The sequence below is a fragment of the Halopiger goleimassiliensis genome (assembly GCF_000455345.1).
Lineage (GTDB): Archaea > Halobacteriota > Halobacteria > Halobacteriales > Natrialbaceae > Halopiger_A > Halopiger_A goleimassiliensis.
The window spans coordinates 1,927,880-1,942,501 of record NZ_HG315690.1; the positions used below are offsets into that span (position 1 = coordinate 1,927,880).

14 protein-coding genes are annotated in these 14,622 nt (G+C 68.0%); 10 read left to right on the top strand and 4 right to left on the bottom strand.

Going from position 1 to position 14,622, the window contains the following annotated elements; genetic code table 11:
- Positions 1-71 precede the first annotated feature (71 nt).
- The 10 genes from hisC (at position 72) to TX79_RS09455 (ending at position 8,638) form a co-directional block, all read left to right on the top strand.
- Positions 72-1,229, top strand: coding sequence for a histidinol-phosphate transaminase (hisC, locus tag TX79_RS09405; RefSeq protein WP_049927192.1), 1,158 nt, complete (start codon positions 72-74; stop codon positions 1,227-1,229).
- Complete coding sequence (locus TX79_RS09410; protein ID WP_049928343.1) at positions 1,226-1,762, top strand: adenylate kinase family protein; 537 nt, start codon at positions 1,226-1,228, stop codon at positions 1,760-1,762. Before hisC ends, TX79_RS09410 begins: the two co-directional genes overlap by 4 nt.
- Positions 1,759-2,370 (top strand): CDP-alcohol phosphatidyltransferase family protein, encoded by a 612-nt coding sequence (locus tag TX79_RS09415; protein WP_049927193.1) that lies wholly within the window; start codon positions 1,759-1,761, stop codon positions 2,368-2,370. The genes TX79_RS09410 and TX79_RS09415 overlap by 4 nt, the downstream gene beginning before the upstream one ends.
- A 67-nt stretch (positions 2,371-2,437) precedes the next feature.
- Positions 2,438-2,983 carry a multiprotein bridging factor aMBF1 gene (locus TX79_RS19005; protein ID WP_081655527.1) on the top strand — a complete coding sequence of 182 codons (546 nt, stop codon included), beginning with the start codon at positions 2,438-2,440 and terminating at the stop codon, positions 2,981-2,983.
- 174 nt (positions 2,984-3,157) lie between these two features.
- Positions 3,158-3,802, top strand: a complete 645-nt coding sequence (tpiA, locus tag TX79_RS09430) for a triose-phosphate isomerase (RefSeq protein ID WP_049927196.1) — start codon at positions 3,158-3,160, stop codon at positions 3,800-3,802.
- Positions 3,803-3,899: 97 nt separating this feature from the next.
- On the top strand, positions 3,900-4,511 hold the full coding sequence (locus TX79_RS09435; RefSeq protein ID WP_049927197.1) for a toll/interleukin-1 receptor domain-containing protein: 612 nt from the start codon (positions 3,900-3,902) through the stop codon (positions 4,509-4,511).
- Positions 4,512-4,964: 453 nt separating this feature from the next.
- Positions 4,965-5,393 (top strand): DUF3054 domain-containing protein, encoded by a 429-nt coding sequence (locus tag TX79_RS09440; protein WP_049927198.1) that lies wholly within the window; start codon positions 4,965-4,967, stop codon positions 5,391-5,393.
- Positions 5,394-5,759: 366 nt separating this feature from the next.
- Positions 5,760-5,975, top strand: a complete 216-nt coding sequence (locus tag TX79_RS09445; protein WP_049927199.1) for a hypothetical protein — start codon at positions 5,760-5,762, stop codon at positions 5,973-5,975.
- Between the two features lie 54 nt (positions 5,976-6,029).
- A complete protein-coding gene (locus TX79_RS09450; protein ID WP_049927200.1) occupies positions 6,030-7,028 on the top strand; it encodes an ornithine cyclodeaminase family protein in 999 nt (332 codons plus the stop codon).
- A gap of 317 nt (positions 7,029-7,345) precedes the next feature.
- Positions 7,346-8,638 carry a hypothetical protein gene (locus TX79_RS09455; RefSeq protein ID WP_049928344.1) on the top strand — a complete coding sequence of 431 codons (1,293 nt, stop codon included), beginning with the start codon at positions 7,346-7,348 and terminating at the stop codon, positions 8,636-8,638.
- Positions 8,639-8,641: 3 nt separating this feature from the next.
- On the opposite strand, the gene TX79_RS09460 is transcribed toward TX79_RS09455, so the two are convergent.
- From TX79_RS09460 to TX79_RS09475, 4 genes are all read right to left on the bottom strand, one after another.
- A complete protein-coding gene (locus tag TX79_RS09460; RefSeq protein ID WP_049927201.1) occupies positions 8,642-10,102 on the bottom strand; it encodes a zinc ribbon domain-containing protein in 1,461 nt (486 codons plus the stop codon).
- Positions 10,102-11,280, bottom strand: coding sequence for a thiolase domain-containing protein (locus tag TX79_RS09465; RefSeq protein ID WP_049927202.1), 1,179 nt, complete (start codon positions 11,278-11,280; stop codon positions 10,102-10,104). The genes TX79_RS09460 and TX79_RS09465 overlap by 1 nt, the downstream gene beginning before the upstream one ends.
- A 78-nt stretch (positions 11,281-11,358) precedes the next feature.
- Positions 11,359-13,794: a heavy metal translocating P-type ATPase gene (locus TX79_RS09470; protein WP_049928345.1), complete on the bottom strand. Its 2,436-nt coding sequence runs from the start codon at positions 13,792-13,794 to the stop codon at positions 11,359-11,361.
- A gap of 115 nt (positions 13,795-13,909) precedes the next feature.
- On the bottom strand, positions 13,910-14,620 hold the full coding sequence (locus tag TX79_RS09475; protein WP_049927203.1) for a hypothetical protein: 711 nt from the start codon (positions 14,618-14,620) through the stop codon (positions 13,910-13,912).
- Between the last annotated feature and the right edge of the window lie 2 nt (positions 14,621-14,622).

Sequence of the window (14,622 nt, forward strand, 5' to 3'; positions counted from 1 at the left end):
GTACCGAACGCGGGATGCAACCGCGGCAACAGGTAAGCACCCTTAAGACCCGCCGCCGACAGGATGCTCGTATGCAACCGCGCGACCTGTCCGATCACGTCGCCTACGAGGCAGGCCGGGGGATCGAGGAGGTCGCCCGCGAACTCGACCGCGACCCCGACGAGTTCGTCAAACTCGCCTCGAACGAGAACCCCCACGGCCCCTCGCCGGCAGCGACGGTGGCCATTCGCGAGACCGCCGCGACCGTCAGCTCCTACCCGAAGGCCGCCCACGCCGACCTGACGGCCGAGTTGGCCGACCGCTGGGACGTCGACGACTCGCAGGTCTGGCTGGCCAACGGCGGCGACGGTGCGATCGACTACCTCCACCGGGCCGCGCTCGAGTCCGAGGACGGCGTACTCGTTCCCGATCCCGGCTTCGCTTACTACGGGATGAGCGTGCGCTACCACCACGGCACGGTCCGGGAGTACACGCTCTCGAAGGCCGAAGAGTTCACACAGGACGCCGAGACGGTGCTCGAGACCTACGACGACGAGCGGATGATCTGGCTGACCAGTCCGCACAACCCCACCGGATCGACGATGTCGCTCGCCGAGATCGAACGCCTGGCCGACGAGACCGACGAGGAGACGCTGGTCGTGGTCGACGAAGCCTACGGCGAGTTCGCCGACGGCGAGTCCGCCGTCGCGCTGATCGAAGGCCGGGAGGGCTTCGACGCCCGCGACGACGTCGCCGTCCTCCGGACGTTCTCGAAGGCCTACGGGCTGGCAGGGGTCCGTCTCGGCTACGCCGTCGTTCCCGAGGCGTGGGGCGAGGCCTACGCTCGCGTCAACACGCCGTTCGCGGCGAGCGAACTCGCCTGTCGCGCCGGACTCGCCGCGATCGACGACGACGAACACGTCGCACGGACCGTCGAGACGGCACGGACCGCCCGTGAGTACATGCGCGAGTCGATCGACGCTCGCGTCTGGCCGAGCGAGGGCAACTTCGTCCTCGTCGACGTCGGCGACGCCTCCGTCGTCACCGAGGCGATGAAACGACGCGGCGTCATCGTTCGCGACTGCTCGAGTTTCGGCCTTCCGGGCTGTATCCGGATCACCTGCGGAACCGAGGAGGAGACCGAACTGGCCGTCGAGACGCTGAACGACGTGCTGGCGGACCGCGAGCGCGAGCGTGACGGTGACGCTGCCGTCGAGGACGACGGCGAACCGGAGGTGTGCGACACGTGAGGATCGCCGTCACCGGCACGCCGGGAACGGGGAAGACGACCGCCACCGGGTTGCTCGAGTCCCGTCTCGGCGGCGACTCCGATCTCCCGGATCTCCAGGTGATCCACCTCAACGAAGTCCTGGAACGCGAGGGCTTCTACACCGAGGTCGACGCCGAACGCGAGAGCAAGGTGGCCGACCTCGAGGCGTTGGCCGACTGGCTCGACGGTCGCGACGACGTCGTCATCGAGTCCCACCTCGCACACCACTTCGACGCGGATCGAATCGCCGTGTTGCGCTGTCGGCCCGAGCGACTCGAGCAACGGCTGCTCGAGCGCGGCGAGAGCGAGGCGAAGGCACGGGAAAACGCCGAGAGCGAGGCGCTGGACGTCCTCCTCGCGGAAGCGGCCGAGGAACACGGCCTCGAGTCCGTCTACGAGATCGACACGACCGACCGCGATCCGGCGGACGTGGCCGACGCGCTGGCGGCCGTCGTGACCGGCGACCGCGAACCCAGCGCCGGCGAGGTCGAGTTCGTGGGGTATCTCGAATGACGCTCGACAGACTCCGCCCCTACGCCACGCGGTTTCTGGACCCGTTCGTCAGGGGGTTCGACCGCGTCGGCATGACGCCCAACGGGGTGAGCGTGCTGGCGTTCGGGATGGCCGTCCTCGCCGCGGTTGCGTTCCTGCTGGGCGGGCGCGCCGATCGGATCTGGTACGTCGTCGCCGCCGCGCTGGTGTTCGTGAACGGCTGGCTCGACGTCGTCGACGGCGCGCTCGCCCGCGAACAGGAGGTGGCCTCGGCCGCCGGCGACCTGCTGGATCACGTCCTCGACCGGTACGCCGACATCGTCGTCGTGGCTGGACTCGCCGCCGGGATCGGCAACTACTACCTGGGCTTTCTCGCGGTCACCGGCGTCGTGATGACCTCCTACCTCGGCACGCAGGCCCAGGCCGTCGGCCTCGAGCGCGTCTACGGCGGTCTCGTCGGCCGGGCGGACCGGCTGGCGATCATCGGCGCGGTCGGCTTCCTCGCCTATCCGCTCTCGGGAGAGTACGGCGGGTTCACGATCGTCGGCTGGCTGCTGATCTTCCTGGCCGCCGTCGGCCACCTGACCGCGCTCCAGCGCTTTTACTACTCCTGGCTCGCGCTCGAGTGAGACGACGGGGCTCCGCAAGTGGGAGCGCGCCGCATGGTTTATGGCTCGCCGCGATATAGTTTCGAGCATGGTTCAGTGCGAGATGTGTGGCGCGGAGACGTCGGCCCCGAAGACCATCAAAGTCGAAGGTGCGAAACTCGACGTGTGTTCGAACTGCACCGATTTCGGCACCGAGGTGAAACAGACCTCGAGCTCTAGCTCGTCGACCAAGTACTCGACCTCCTCCAGCGGCGGTTCGTCCTCCAGCAGCGGCAAGAGCAGCGGCGGGGGAACGACCAGCAGTAGTTCCGGCGGCTCGAGCCGCCGACAGACGGACATGTTCGACGACATGGACGAACTCGCGACCGACTACGACGAGCGCGTCCGTCAGGCCCGCGAGAACAAGGGCCTCAGCCAGTCCGATCTGGCCAACGAACTCAACGAGAAGGCGAGCCTCATCCGCAAGATCGAACGCGGCGACACCCTGCCGAGCGACCGCGTCCAGTCCAAACTCGAGCGGTTCCTCGACGTCGACCTCAGCGCGGAGGGTGGGTCGGCCGAGGATTCGGAGTGGTCGGGCGGCTCTTCCTCGGGCAGCTACACCCTGGGCGACGTCGTCAAACGGAAAGACTGACGCCCGGTTCCGGATCGCTCGCCTCGAGCGGCCGCCCGGGTCCCGAACGGTTGCTGCCCCGTCTCGACGCGGTTGCGCACGTCGGGGGCCGGTCGTGTCCCCCCTGATTCGACCGCCGTCGCCACCCAGCGGCGACACGCAAGCTATTTCTTCCGTGCGGCAGGCGTCTCACGTATGTTCATCCTCGTCAACCTGAAGACGTACCCCTGTGACCCCGTCGCGGTCGCCGAAGCCGTCCGCGACGTCGACGACCGAACGGACGCCCGCCTCGCTGTCGCCCCGCAAGCGGCTCACATAGCGCGCGTCGCCGACACCGGCGTCGAGACCTGGTCCCAGCACGTCGATCCGATCGACCACGGCAGCAACACCGGCCACACGCTCGCGGAGTCGGTCGCCGACGCGGGCGCGGTCGGCACGCTCGTCAACCACTCCGAGCAGCGGCTGAAACTCGCCGACGTCGACGGCGCGGTCGACGCCGCCCAGCGTGCGGACCTCGAGACGATCGTCTGTGCGAACAACCCGGAACAGATCGGCGCTGCCGCGGCGCTCGGTCCCGACGCCGTCGCCGTGGAGCCACCGGCGCTGATCGGTACCGGCACGCCGGTTAGCCAGGCCGACCCGGACGTCGTCGAGGACGCCGTCGACGCCGCCCGGGCCGTCGACAGCGACGTCTCGGTCCTCTGTGGGGCGGGGATCAGCACCGGTGAGGACGTCGTCGCGGCGGCCGACCTCGGTGCCGACGGCGTGTTGCTCGCCAGCGGCGTCGCGAAAGCCGACGATCCGGCAGCGGCCCTCGAGGACCTCGTCGAACCGCTGTAACGCCGGTACGGCCGTCCTCGACCGATGGGATTTCGTGTCGGAGAGACATTAGTTACATTGATAATATTGCATACGATTATTCTGATGAGGGGATGGAATGACGGGGGAGCGCGTTTACGTGTCACACACGCCTGGGGATCTCGAGCTGGTACAGGAACTGTTCGCGACTGTCAAGAACTTCCCGATCAACGTCCACGTCGCGCTCGAGGAGGTCGAATCGCGCCAATCGCGGGCGAGACTCGAGGGACGGCTCGCGAACAGTACGGTCGTCGTTCCGGTGTTGACCGAACGCGCCGCCGGGTCGGCGTGGATCAACCAGGAGATCGGCTACGCGCGGGCCAACGGGCTTCCGATCGTTCCCCTGTACGAATCCGAACGACTCCGACGGGGCTTCATCAGCGATCTCGAGGGCGTCTCGCTCGATCGGGAGGACGCCACCGTTACGGTGTTCAACCTGCTCAGTCGGCTACGAAGCGTGCTCGAACCGCTGGGCGCGCTCTCGGTGCCGAACTGGTACGTCCGGTTCCCGTGTACCGTACCCGAGTGCTCGGCCGACGTCACCCTCGAGATCGAGCGCAGCCAGACCAAGCTCTGGAAGCTTCACCGGCACGGAAAGCTCCTCAGCACGACCTGTGAGGGCTGTTCGTCGACGTACTACTTCGAGCCGGCGACGATCGGCTACGTGCGGCGCGAACCCGGCGATCGGTGATCGCTCCCCCGAATCGCTACCTCCGTCCGTTCCGCCGACCGTCGATCCGTTCTGTCGATCCCGATTCGTTCTACAGGCTGAGCAGGCCGAGTGCCTCGGGGCTTGACCCCGAGGCGGTTCACTGACCGCGACGGTGCGGCGTAGGTGTTCATTACGCTGTTGGATCGACCGAGTGAACGCGGCCAGGGGTTCCGATCGTGACGGGGTGACGACGGACACTCCCGCCCGCTACCCGGTCGTCGGATCGTAGCGTCGTTCGTCCCCGGCCCGATCGGGGTAGAGAAGGGGCCAGATAACGAAGGGGTGGCGCTACGATACCCCGAATGCGGGGGGGATTCCCTCGCACCGCTCCGTCCGTTGGACGATCCCCGGCGACCGTTCGTCGCCGGGCTCCGCCTCTCTCCGCCGCGACGAATCGGGACACAAATAGGGCACCGTTCCCGAGACTCCCGTATGGAATCGAGTGCCCAGTGGGGTCGTGGGTCCGGAGTGACCGACCGTCGCGTGCTGTCGCTCGTCGCGGTCGACCTCGTGGCTATCGTCGTGCTGATCGTCGTCGGACAACTCTCACACGGGGACGACCCGTTCGGGAACCCGATCGGCTTGCTCGAGACGGCACTCCCGTTCCTCGTCGGCTGGCTTCTCGTCGCCCCTCTCGCTGGAACGTACGCCCGTCGAGTCGCGACGTCCGCCTTCGAGGCCGCACGATTGACCGCCGTCGCCTGGATTGCAGCCGCGAACGTAGGCCTCCTCCTCCGGTCGTTCGAACAGGTGCCGGGTACGACCGAATGGCCGTTTCCACTCGTACTGACGACCACGGGTCTCGTCCTGCTGGTCGGTGTCCGGGTCGCCGTCGCCACGCTGGTCTTCACTCGGGAGTAGTCCCGATCCATCGCCGGGGAACTATCGACACGTTTCTCCGAGTTTATGGAGAATGTGTCAAAATCGACGCCGGAATTCTGGCATCGAAACCCGTGGTCGACACAGACGCACGTTGATAACTCCGCTTCGGGCTGACATCCACCCCGTCTACGTCTCGTGATTTCTCGATATTACTGCATCGTGAGCTCGTTTTCTCGTCGTGATAGGTCAGGGGGTGGAAGACGATCCCTTCGCGAGAATATATTTGCATAACTTATGGATTGCATACCAAGAACCAATGTGTTGAATATAGATCTTGAATGAATCCAGTATGAGCTAATTATGGGAAACACTTATATGCCTATCTCGCATAGAATTGGATAGATTATGACTGGATATTACGACCTCGTTCTTGGCCTCATCCCAGTCGCACTGCTCGGTACTACCGCTGCCCTGACGGTCGTGGGACTCTCGTTGACGGCAGCAGTACCGGTCGGGGCGCTCGTCGCGATGGCCATCATCGGTCACGCGATGTTCGTGAACGCGCCCGCCGACGTCTCCGACGAGGCCAAGTCGGCGCGCCCACCGCTCAACGCCGACTAACTCTCCGTCTCCGTTTCCCTGCCTTTTATCTCCGTTCCCGGTTCCGTTTTCACCATGACTACGACGCTGTTTTTGACCAGCGACGAGGTCACCGACCTGGCCGAGCCAGCCGACTACGTCGCCGCCGTTCGCGAGGGCTACCGCCAGCGCGGCGACGGTGCGCCGGCACAGCCCCGGTCGAAGTTCTTCCGCGAGGACCCACAGGGGATGCTCACCAGCTACGCCGCGATCCTCCCCGAGACGGGGGCGATGGGCGGCTACATGTACTCGGCGGGTTTCGGCGCGACGGACGCCTGGTTTATGACGCCGCTGTTCGACGCCGACAGCGGCGAACCCCTGGCCATCCTCGACGGCGCGAGCATGAACCCCCACAAGACCGGCGCTGCGGGTGCCGTCGCCGTCGACGAACTCGCCCGCAAGGACAGCGACACGCTCGCCGTCATCGGCAGCGGCTCTCAGGCCCGCGGCCAGTTGCGAGCGACCGCGACGGTGCGTGACTTCACCGAGGTCAGGGTTTACTCGCCGACTCGGGAAAACCGCGAGGCGTTCGCCGCCGACTTCGATTCCGCACTCGAGGCGGACGTACGAGCGGTCGACTCGAGCACGGCGGCCGTCGACGGTGCCGACGTCGTGATTACCGCGACGCAGGCGAGCGAGCCGGTCGTCGACGCCGACGACGTCGCCCCGGGCACGCACGTGACGGCCATGGGCCAGTACTCCCCCGACGCGCGGGAGCTCGACACCGCGACGATCGAACGGGCGACCTACGTGCCCGACCTGCGCGAGCGTGCGACGTTCGACTCCGGCGAGTTCCTGACGGCCCTCGAGGAGGGCGCGGTGACGGAATCCCACGTGCACGCGGAACTCGGCGAGGTCGTCGCCGGCCAGGCCCCCGGCCGAACCGACGACGACGAGATCACCGTCTTCGACAGCGGCGGCACGGGGATCGAGACGGTCGCCGCCGCACACATGCTCTACGAACGCGCCGACGCGGCGGGACGGGGCACGGAACTCGAGTTCGCCCCTGCGAGCGAGGCGCTGACGGGCGACTAACGGCTGGTTCCGAAGCGTTCGTCCACCGACCCCCCACGAACCTCTTGGGATCAGAACCACTCGATCTGCGCCGGCCGTAGACTCCGACGCCGTCGCGGCGTGATCACTGGCGAGCCACTGCAAGCAGTGGGTGAATACGGCAGGCCGAGGTACGGGGGAGCCACCACGCGAATGCAACGGTCGGAATCGACGACAGTCTCGAGCCTCCGGACGATCGGTCCGTCGCTCGCTCCGAGACTGGCCCGACGAGCACCCGGCGAGCGGTCGACTGCTCCTCGATGCGACGGGTCGGAAGCGATCGTGCGGAGCGACGACCGATGAAACGCCGGCACCTCCTGTTGCTCGGACTCGTCGTGCTCGCCGGCAGCTATCTGATAGCCGGCGGGATACTCGATCCGACGAGCGATCCGGACGAGCCCGAACGGCTGGATCGGGACCAGCTGGTCCAGCCCGCCGAGAACGACAGTTACATCTGGCCCTACACCAGCCGCGATCGGTCGACCGACGAACGAACGCTCGCGATCAACCTCCTGATTCACGGGTCCGACGAGCGGGTCCGTCAGGCGCTCGAGGACCAGGCGGAACTCGAGTGGGAGACGCTCGATTCCGATGACGAAGACGTGCCGGAGGGCTCCGAGCACCCCGAGGACCCGACCCGGTGGGACGACGCGCACGGCTCCACCCGATACACGTATTTCGACACCGAGCCCCACGGCGGCGAGGGCGTCTGGGTCGCCGAGCGCTACCAACTCCACGCCGGAACCTACCTCGGGAGTCGCCAGCACGTCCGCGCGTACACGACGGAACACGACGACTGGACGGCGATCCAGGTCCACCAGGAGTACTTCGACTTCTTCCGGCTGCGTCACTCGGTGACCGACATTCAGGACGCCCGGACCACGCTCGAGGGCGAGTTCCTCGAGGCCCCCTACGTCGAGGCGGTCAGCCGGGAGTATCACGGCACCCATCGGGGCTGGAACGACGGCTGGCTCTCGGTGATCGAACTGGCGATCCTTGGGCCGCTGGTGACCTCGGGACTCGTTTGGGTACTCGGATCCATCGGCGGCGAGAAGACGAAAGGGCTCGTCCGCGGAACGCGGCACTTGCTCGGCTGGATCTACCTGAATAGCAGGGGGTTCGTCCTCGCCGGAGCGCTCGTGGCGATCGTTCTCGGCGTGCGGAGCGCTGGGCTCGCCGTCGAGGCGGCGGTCCCGTGGATTACACCGCAGGCGTTCGTCGTCGTGCTCTACCCGGTCCTGGCAGTCGGGTTGCCGGTGACGGCGTTCGTTCTCACCCAGCCACTCGAGCGAGCGAGCCGGTTTCTCCGGCTGCAACGGGTCGCGAGCTGGCTCGGGGAGCCGCTCGAGCCCCAGGCGGCGTTCGGATTCACCGTCGTCGGGCTCACCGTGGGCTTCGTCCTGGATGTCGTCGCCATCGGCATCACGGCGCTGCCGCTCGAGTTGTTGCTCCACCGGTCCGGACTCATCGTCGCACTCGGCCTGCTCGCGGCGGGGACGGCCCGCAGCGACGCGGAGGGGGCGGTCCTCTCTACCATCGGACTCCTCGGATGGGTGGTCGGCCTCGTAATGCCGCTGTTGGGATACCTCTGAGGACTATTCCGTCGGTCGCACCTTGAACCCGTACCGGGTGACCCCTTCCTGGGTGTAGATGCGACGGATCGTCGTCTCGATCCGGTCGCCGACGGTGAAGTCGTCGGGCGCTGCGTCGGTACCCATCGCGGCGATGCTTGCGGTTTCAGCCCCGTCGTCCGCGTCAGCTTCGAGCGCGACGATCGCCGCCGCGTAGTCACCCGATCGGGCCTGCTGTTCGGCGAACTCCGGCGGCGCACCGCCCTGCGAGATGGTGGTGACCGCTTCGATCGTCCCCTCGCCGGAGAGCGTGACTGGCTCGTACTCGGCGAGCGTCCCACAACTGGAACAGGCACCTTCCGGCGGGAACTGCAACGCTCCGCAGTCCGGACAGCGGCCGGCCTCGAGCCGGTAGCGCTGAGGGATCGACCGCCGCCACGAGGGAACGCTGACGTACGCGCCGCCGCCCGCCGGCGGCCCGGTCGTCACGACGCCGCGCTGGCGCAGGTACTCGGCGTAGGAGAGCGCGTCGTCGCCCTCGAGGGCCGTCTCTGTTCGTACCGCGCCGTCGACCCTGACGAAAAGAGCGTCCGCGCCGGCACCGCCGCCGTGCGAGACCGCGAGGATAGACTCGTAGCCGTCCGCGAGCGCCGACGCCAGCGAGACGGGGACGCTGGCGGCCCCCAGATCGCCGAGGTCGTGGACCGTCGCCGCGGCCCGGATCTCGTCGGTGCTCACGCCGGCAGCACCGGCCGCCCGATAGGGGAGTTTGCCGTCGGGTGCCTGGATCGCCGCGGCCTCGGGGTCGGGATCGACCTCGAGACCGTCGACCGCGCCGCCGATCGTCTCGGTGAACGCCGCGCGGTCGTACTGGGTGACGCCCAGCCCCTGCGTCTCGTCCTCACCGGTGTTCCGGAATCGCGTGCCGGGGTAGGGAGTCGCGTACTCGGCGTGGTCGACGATCTCGGCCGGGCCGTCGCCGTGACTCCGGTGCGTCTCCGACGCACCGCTCTCGAGCACGAACGCGGCGGCCCCCGCGCCGGCCGCGTGATCGATGCCGTCGTCCGGGTCGCCCCGCGGCGCGTCCGCGGTGACGACGAGTGCGGTCGTCGAGTCGGCGTCGATCGCGTCCATCCCGGCCCAGATCGCGCGGGTGCCGGCGCGCGTACTGCCGGTGAACGTCTGGCGGGTCGCGGATTCGGAGAGCGCGAGCATCGCGCCCAGGCGCGCCGTGAGGTCCTCCTCGGCCTCGGGCGGTCGCGAGGCGGCGAACGCCAGCCAGTCGACGCTCGCGCCGTCGACGTCGGCGGCCTCGAGCGCCCGCGTGGCGGCCTCGTAGCCCATCGTCAGGGCGTCCTCGTCGGCGGCGGGGACGGCCTTCTCGTTCACGCCGGCGGCGTGGAACTGCCCCCAGGCTTCCTCGAACGCCTCGGCCGTGATGCGGAATCGCGGTGCGTACGCGCCGACGCCGGTGATCGCGGTCATCAGGCGCTCACCTCCGATTCCTTTTCAAAAACGTGAACGACGGCGGCACCACCGCTGCCGCCGACGTTGTGGGTCAGCCCCCGGACCGGATCCTCGACCTGGCGTTCGCCCGCCTTCCCGGTCAGCTGTTTGAACGCCTCGACGACCTGCCCGGCTCCGGTCGCGCCGATGGGGTGACCCTTGGATTTGAGGCCGCCGGAGGTGTTGACCGGGAGCTCGCCGCCGAGTTCGGTCGCGCCGGACTCGATGAGTTCGCCGGCCTCGCCGCGCTCGCAGAAGCCCAGGTCCTCGTAGGCGAGCAGTTCGGCGATGGCGAAGCAGTCGTGGACCTCCGCGAAGTCGAGGTCGTCCGGGGAGACGTCGGCCATCTCGTAGGCCTGTTCGCCGGCCCGCTGGCTCGCGGGGACGCCGGTGTAGGTGTCGCGCTGGAAGAGGCCGACGTTGTCGCTCCCCGCGCCGACGCCCGCGACGCGGATCGGGTCGTCCGTGTACTCGTCGACGACGTCCTCGCTGACGATCAGCGCGCAGGCCGCGCCGTCCGAGGTCGGACAGCAGTGATAGAGGTTGAGTGGATCCGCCACGATCGGGGCCGACTCGGCGTCCTCGAGCGAGCACTCGAACCCCAACTGGGCGTGGGGGTTCTTCGCCCCGTTGGCGTGGTTCTTGACGGCGACGCGGGAGAGCTGTTCGCGGGTGGTGCCGTACTCCTCCATGTGGACGGAGGCCATCTGGGCGTAGACGCCGGAGAACGTCGTTCCAGAGAGGCGTTCCCACTCGGTTTCGCCGGAGACGCCGAGCCAGTACTTCGTCGCGTCGGAACTCATGTCGGACATGATCTCGAAACCGCCCGCCAGCGCGACGTCGGCCATCCCGGACTTGACGGCCTGGACGGCCTGGCGCGTGGCGAAGCCGCTGGCCGCACAGGCGTTCTCGACCCTGGTGCAGGGGACGCCGTCGAGGCCGACGTGTTCGGTGACGGCGGGGCCCGAGAGGCCCAGTTGCCGGCCGCCGACGCCGAGGTTGCCGACGAAGGCCTCGTCGATCTCGTCAGCGTCGATCCCGTGGGGGACGCTGTCCGTCGCCGCCTCGAACGCCGTCCGGAACAGGGACCGGTAGCTCTCCTCCGGGAAGGCTCCATAGTCCGACTGTCCCGCACCGACGAGATACGCGTCTCGCATACCTGTCACTCGGTTCGCCAAAAGTGAAATAACTTCCGTGAAAGATTCACGACCGCGGGATCGTCAGCCTCGAGAACATCACGGATCGTCCGCGACGACGGGTCGCGAGGAGTTCTTGACGACGATGATGCTGCTGGTCGCCATCGCGACGGCGGCGAACAGCGGGTTGATCAGCCCCGCCGCGGCGAGCGGGATCGCGATCGCGTTGTACAGCAGCGCCCAGGCGACGTTCTCACGGATGCGCCGGCGCGTCCCGTTCGCGAGGTCGAAGACCGTCCGCACGTCGGCCAACCCGTCCGTCACGATCACGTCGGCCGCGTCCGCCGCTCGAGCGGTGCCGTTACCCAGCGCGATGCCGACGTCGGCCGCGGCCAGCGCCGGCGCGTCGTTGGTTCCGTCGCCGACCATCGCCGTCGTCCGGCCGTCGGTCAGTCGCCGAATCGTCTCGACCTTCCCGTCCGGCGGGACGCCCGCGAAGACCCGATCGACCGCGGGGTGGTCGCGAAACGTCGCGGTCGCGGCCGCGTCGTCGCCGGTCAGGACGACGACCTCCTTGTCGTCGACCCCCTCGAGGACGTCCTGCCACTCGTCGCGTTCCCGGTCGCCGACCACGGCGACGGCGCGCGCGCGGCCATCGTAGCCGATCACGATCGGGAGCCGACCCTGCTCGCGGGCCGTCTCGACGCGCGCCTCGAGGTCGTCCGGAACCGGCCCGACCTCCCGTTCGACTAACGCTTGCGTCCCGACGACGACCCGGTCGCCGTCGACGACGCCGCTGACGCCCTCGCCGGGGTGGCGTTCGAACGCGGTCGGTCCCTCGAGCGACTCTCCCTCTGCCGGAGCGGGCGCGACGTCACCGGCCGCGACGCCACCGTCGGTGGCCACGTCCCCGTCGCCGGCGGCGGGAACCTCGTCGACGAACGAGACGAGCGCCGACGCGGCCGGGTGATCGGAGAACCGCTCGACGGCCGCGGCCTTCCGGATCGCCTCGCGATCGCCCGCGACCGCGAACACCTCCATCTCGCCCTCGGTGAGCGTCCCGGTCTTGTCGAAGACGACCGCGTCGGCGTCGGGCGCGGACTCGAACAGTTCGACGTTGGTGACGACGACCCCGCGCTCGAGGCCGTCCCGGAGGCCGGAGGCGACGGCCAGCGGCGTCGCAAGCCCCATCGCGCACGGACAGGAGACGACGAGGACGGTCAGCCCGGTCAACAGGGCGTCCCCCACCGCGACGCCCGTCCAGAGCCGGTAGGCGGTGACCAGCGTCGCGACGGCGAGCACCAGCGGGACGAAGATCGTCGCGAGTTTGTCCGCCAGCCGCTGGACGCCGGGCGACCCGCTCTGGATCTCCCAGAGCATCGTCGCGATCCGGTCGAGGGTGCTCTCGGCCTCCTCGCCGACCGCGACGACGAGCGCGCTGTCGGTGACGATGGCTCCGCCGACGACCTCGTCGCCGACGGCTTTCGTCACGGGCAGTGACTCGCCGGTCAGCACCGATTCGTCGACTGCGGCGGTGCCCTCGCGGACGGTCCCGTCGATCGGCACCCGCTCGCCTGGACGGACGACCACCTCGTCGCCCGGCCCGAGGTCGTCGATCGGGACCGTCTCGGTGCCGTCCGCAGTTCGCCGGGTCGCCTCGCGGGCCCGCGCGGCCGTCAGGTCCGAGAGGAGGTCCGTCGCCCGCCCTTTGACCGTCCGCTCGTAGTAGGTGCCGAGCGTGACGACCACGATGACCGCGACGGTCACGTCGTAGTAGATGTGGGTGCTCCCCATCGCGAGTGCGACCGTGCTGTAACAGTAGGCCGCGAGCGCCGCGATGGCGATCAGCAGGTCCATGTTCGGCTGGCCGACGCGGAGACTGACGTACGCTCCCCTGAGAACCGGATACCCCGTATAGAAGAGGACGACGGTCGTCATCAGGCCGATCATGACCAGCGGGAAGTAGACGCCGAAGACCGTCGTCGCGTCGACCTCGAAGATGCCGGTCTCGATGCCGACGTAGCTGGGATAGAGGTAGAAGAGGTACCACGGCATGATCAGCATCGCCATCACCCCGCCGACGAGCAGTCGCTGGATGATCCGGTCGTCCCGACTGCGGCGGTCGCTTTCCTCGTCGGGGAAGCGCGCCCGATAGCCGTGACCCGAGATCACGTCCGGCAGTTCCTCGGCCGAAACCTCGTCGGGATCGTAGACGACCCGTGCCGTGTCCGTCGCGTAGTTGGCCTCGAGCCCGAGGATGCCGTCCTCGCGTTCGCCGAGCAGGGAGAGAAAGCCCTCGCAGGTCGAACAGTGCATCCCGTCGACCGCCAGGAACGTCTCCTCGGCACCGTCGGGGACCTCCCGGATCGCCCCCTCGGCGGCCCGCTCCCGGAGCGCTTCGCGATCGACGTCGTCGACGCCCTCGAGCGCCTCGTGGACCTCGAGACAGCCCCGGCAGCAGAAGCTCCCGTCGACGCCCTCCGCGGTGACGGGCGCGTCCGAGATCGGTAGGTCACAGAGTGAGCAGGTGGACATCCTCGTAGTCTCGTCTTCGGTCGGTCGTTCGTTAGCCGTACTGTCGAACATATTCTCCCCCGCTACCGACGAGCTGGAATCGCCGCTTTCGCGGCTCTATCGCCTGCACGTCCCGCTACGTCGTCCGGACGTCCTGGACGTAGCGCTTGAGCATCGTACCGTCCTCGTCGCGTAATTCGATCACGACCTGGTCGTGTTCGTCCGGGTCGATCGTGAACGCATACGGCGGATCGTGGACGGTTTCGATGGCGTCGCCGCCGCTCATCACCGCGACGTGATCGTAACCCGCCTCGTCGGTGAACGAACACTCGACGAGGTCGTCGACGGCTTCACACTGAAGCTCAGCGGTGATCGGCTCGCTCGTCCCGCTGTCGGCCCCGGATGCGCCGGGCTGGAAGTCGAGCACCATCGGTCCGAACGGGATCGACGCGAGCACGATCACGATCAGCAGAAACGTCGCGAAGTTGAGCTTCGAGCCGTGTCGCGAGATCGTCCGTGCGAGCGTCGATTCGCCGGCCTTCCCGCTTCGGCGCAATCTGATGATCAGCGGGACGACGACCAGGTGGGTCAGCGGTCCCCAGACGACGAGGACGAACCCGTAGGCCATCGTAACGTAGACGAACGTCCACTCGGGCTTGTACGAGAGCACCAGGTTCGAGAACGCCCACAGCATCAGCCCGAACCAGACGAGCGCGCCGCTTTTGAGGAACTGCCAGAACCGCGTGTTGAGGCAGTAGACGTTTACCAGGTTTCGCCACGACGCGTCCAGCAGGTGCCGAACGTACGCGAGCGGTGATCGGGAGTCGACTGACGTTGTATCGGTCATGG

What these genes read in the sequence shown, in the direction of transcription:
- TX79_RS09435 (WP_049927197.1), top strand. Translation starts at nt 3,900, where the DNA reads ATGACGGGGGAGCGCGTTTACGTGTCACACACGCCTGGGGATCTCGAG.
- TX79_RS09445 (WP_049927199.1), top strand. Translation starts at nt 5,760, where the DNA reads ATGACTGGATATTACGACCTCGTTCTTGGCCTCATCCCAGTCGCACTG.
- TX79_RS09465 (WP_049927202.1), bottom strand. Translation starts at nt 11,280, where the DNA reads ATGCGAGACGCGTATCTCGTCGGTGCGGGACAGTCGGACTATGGAGCC.
- TX79_RS09475 (WP_049927203.1), bottom strand. Translation starts at nt 14,620, where the DNA reads ATGACCGATACAACGTCAGTCGACTCCCGATCACCGCTCGCGTACGTT.
- TX79_RS09470 (WP_049928345.1), bottom strand. Translation starts at nt 13,794, where the DNA reads ATGTCCACCTGCTCACTCTGTGACCTACCGATCTCGGACGCGCCCGTC.
- TX79_RS09440 (WP_049927198.1), top strand. Translation starts at nt 4,965, where the DNA reads ATGGAATCGAGTGCCCAGTGGGGTCGTGGGTCCGGAGTGACCGACCGT.
- TX79_RS09455 (WP_049928344.1), top strand. Translation starts at nt 7,346, where the DNA reads ATGAAACGCCGGCACCTCCTGTTGCTCGGACTCGTCGTGCTCGCCGGC.
- TX79_RS09460 (WP_049927201.1), bottom strand. Translation starts at nt 10,102, where the DNA reads ATGACCGCGATCACCGGCGTCGGCGCGTACGCACCGCGATTCCGCATC.
- TX79_RS09415 (WP_049927193.1), top strand. Translation starts at nt 1,759, where the DNA reads ATGACGCTCGACAGACTCCGCCCCTACGCCACGCGGTTTCTGGACCCG.
- TX79_RS09450 (WP_049927200.1), top strand. Translation starts at nt 6,030, where the DNA reads ATGACTACGACGCTGTTTTTGACCAGCGACGAGGTCACCGACCTGGCC.
- tpiA (WP_049927196.1), top strand. Translation starts at nt 3,158, where the DNA reads ATGTTCATCCTCGTCAACCTGAAGACGTACCCCTGTGACCCCGTCGCG.
- hisC (WP_049927192.1), top strand. Translation starts at nt 72, where the DNA reads ATGCAACCGCGCGACCTGTCCGATCACGTCGCCTACGAGGCAGGCCGG.
- TX79_RS19005 (WP_081655527.1), top strand. Translation starts at nt 2,438, where the DNA reads ATGGTTCAGTGCGAGATGTGTGGCGCGGAGACGTCGGCCCCGAAGACC.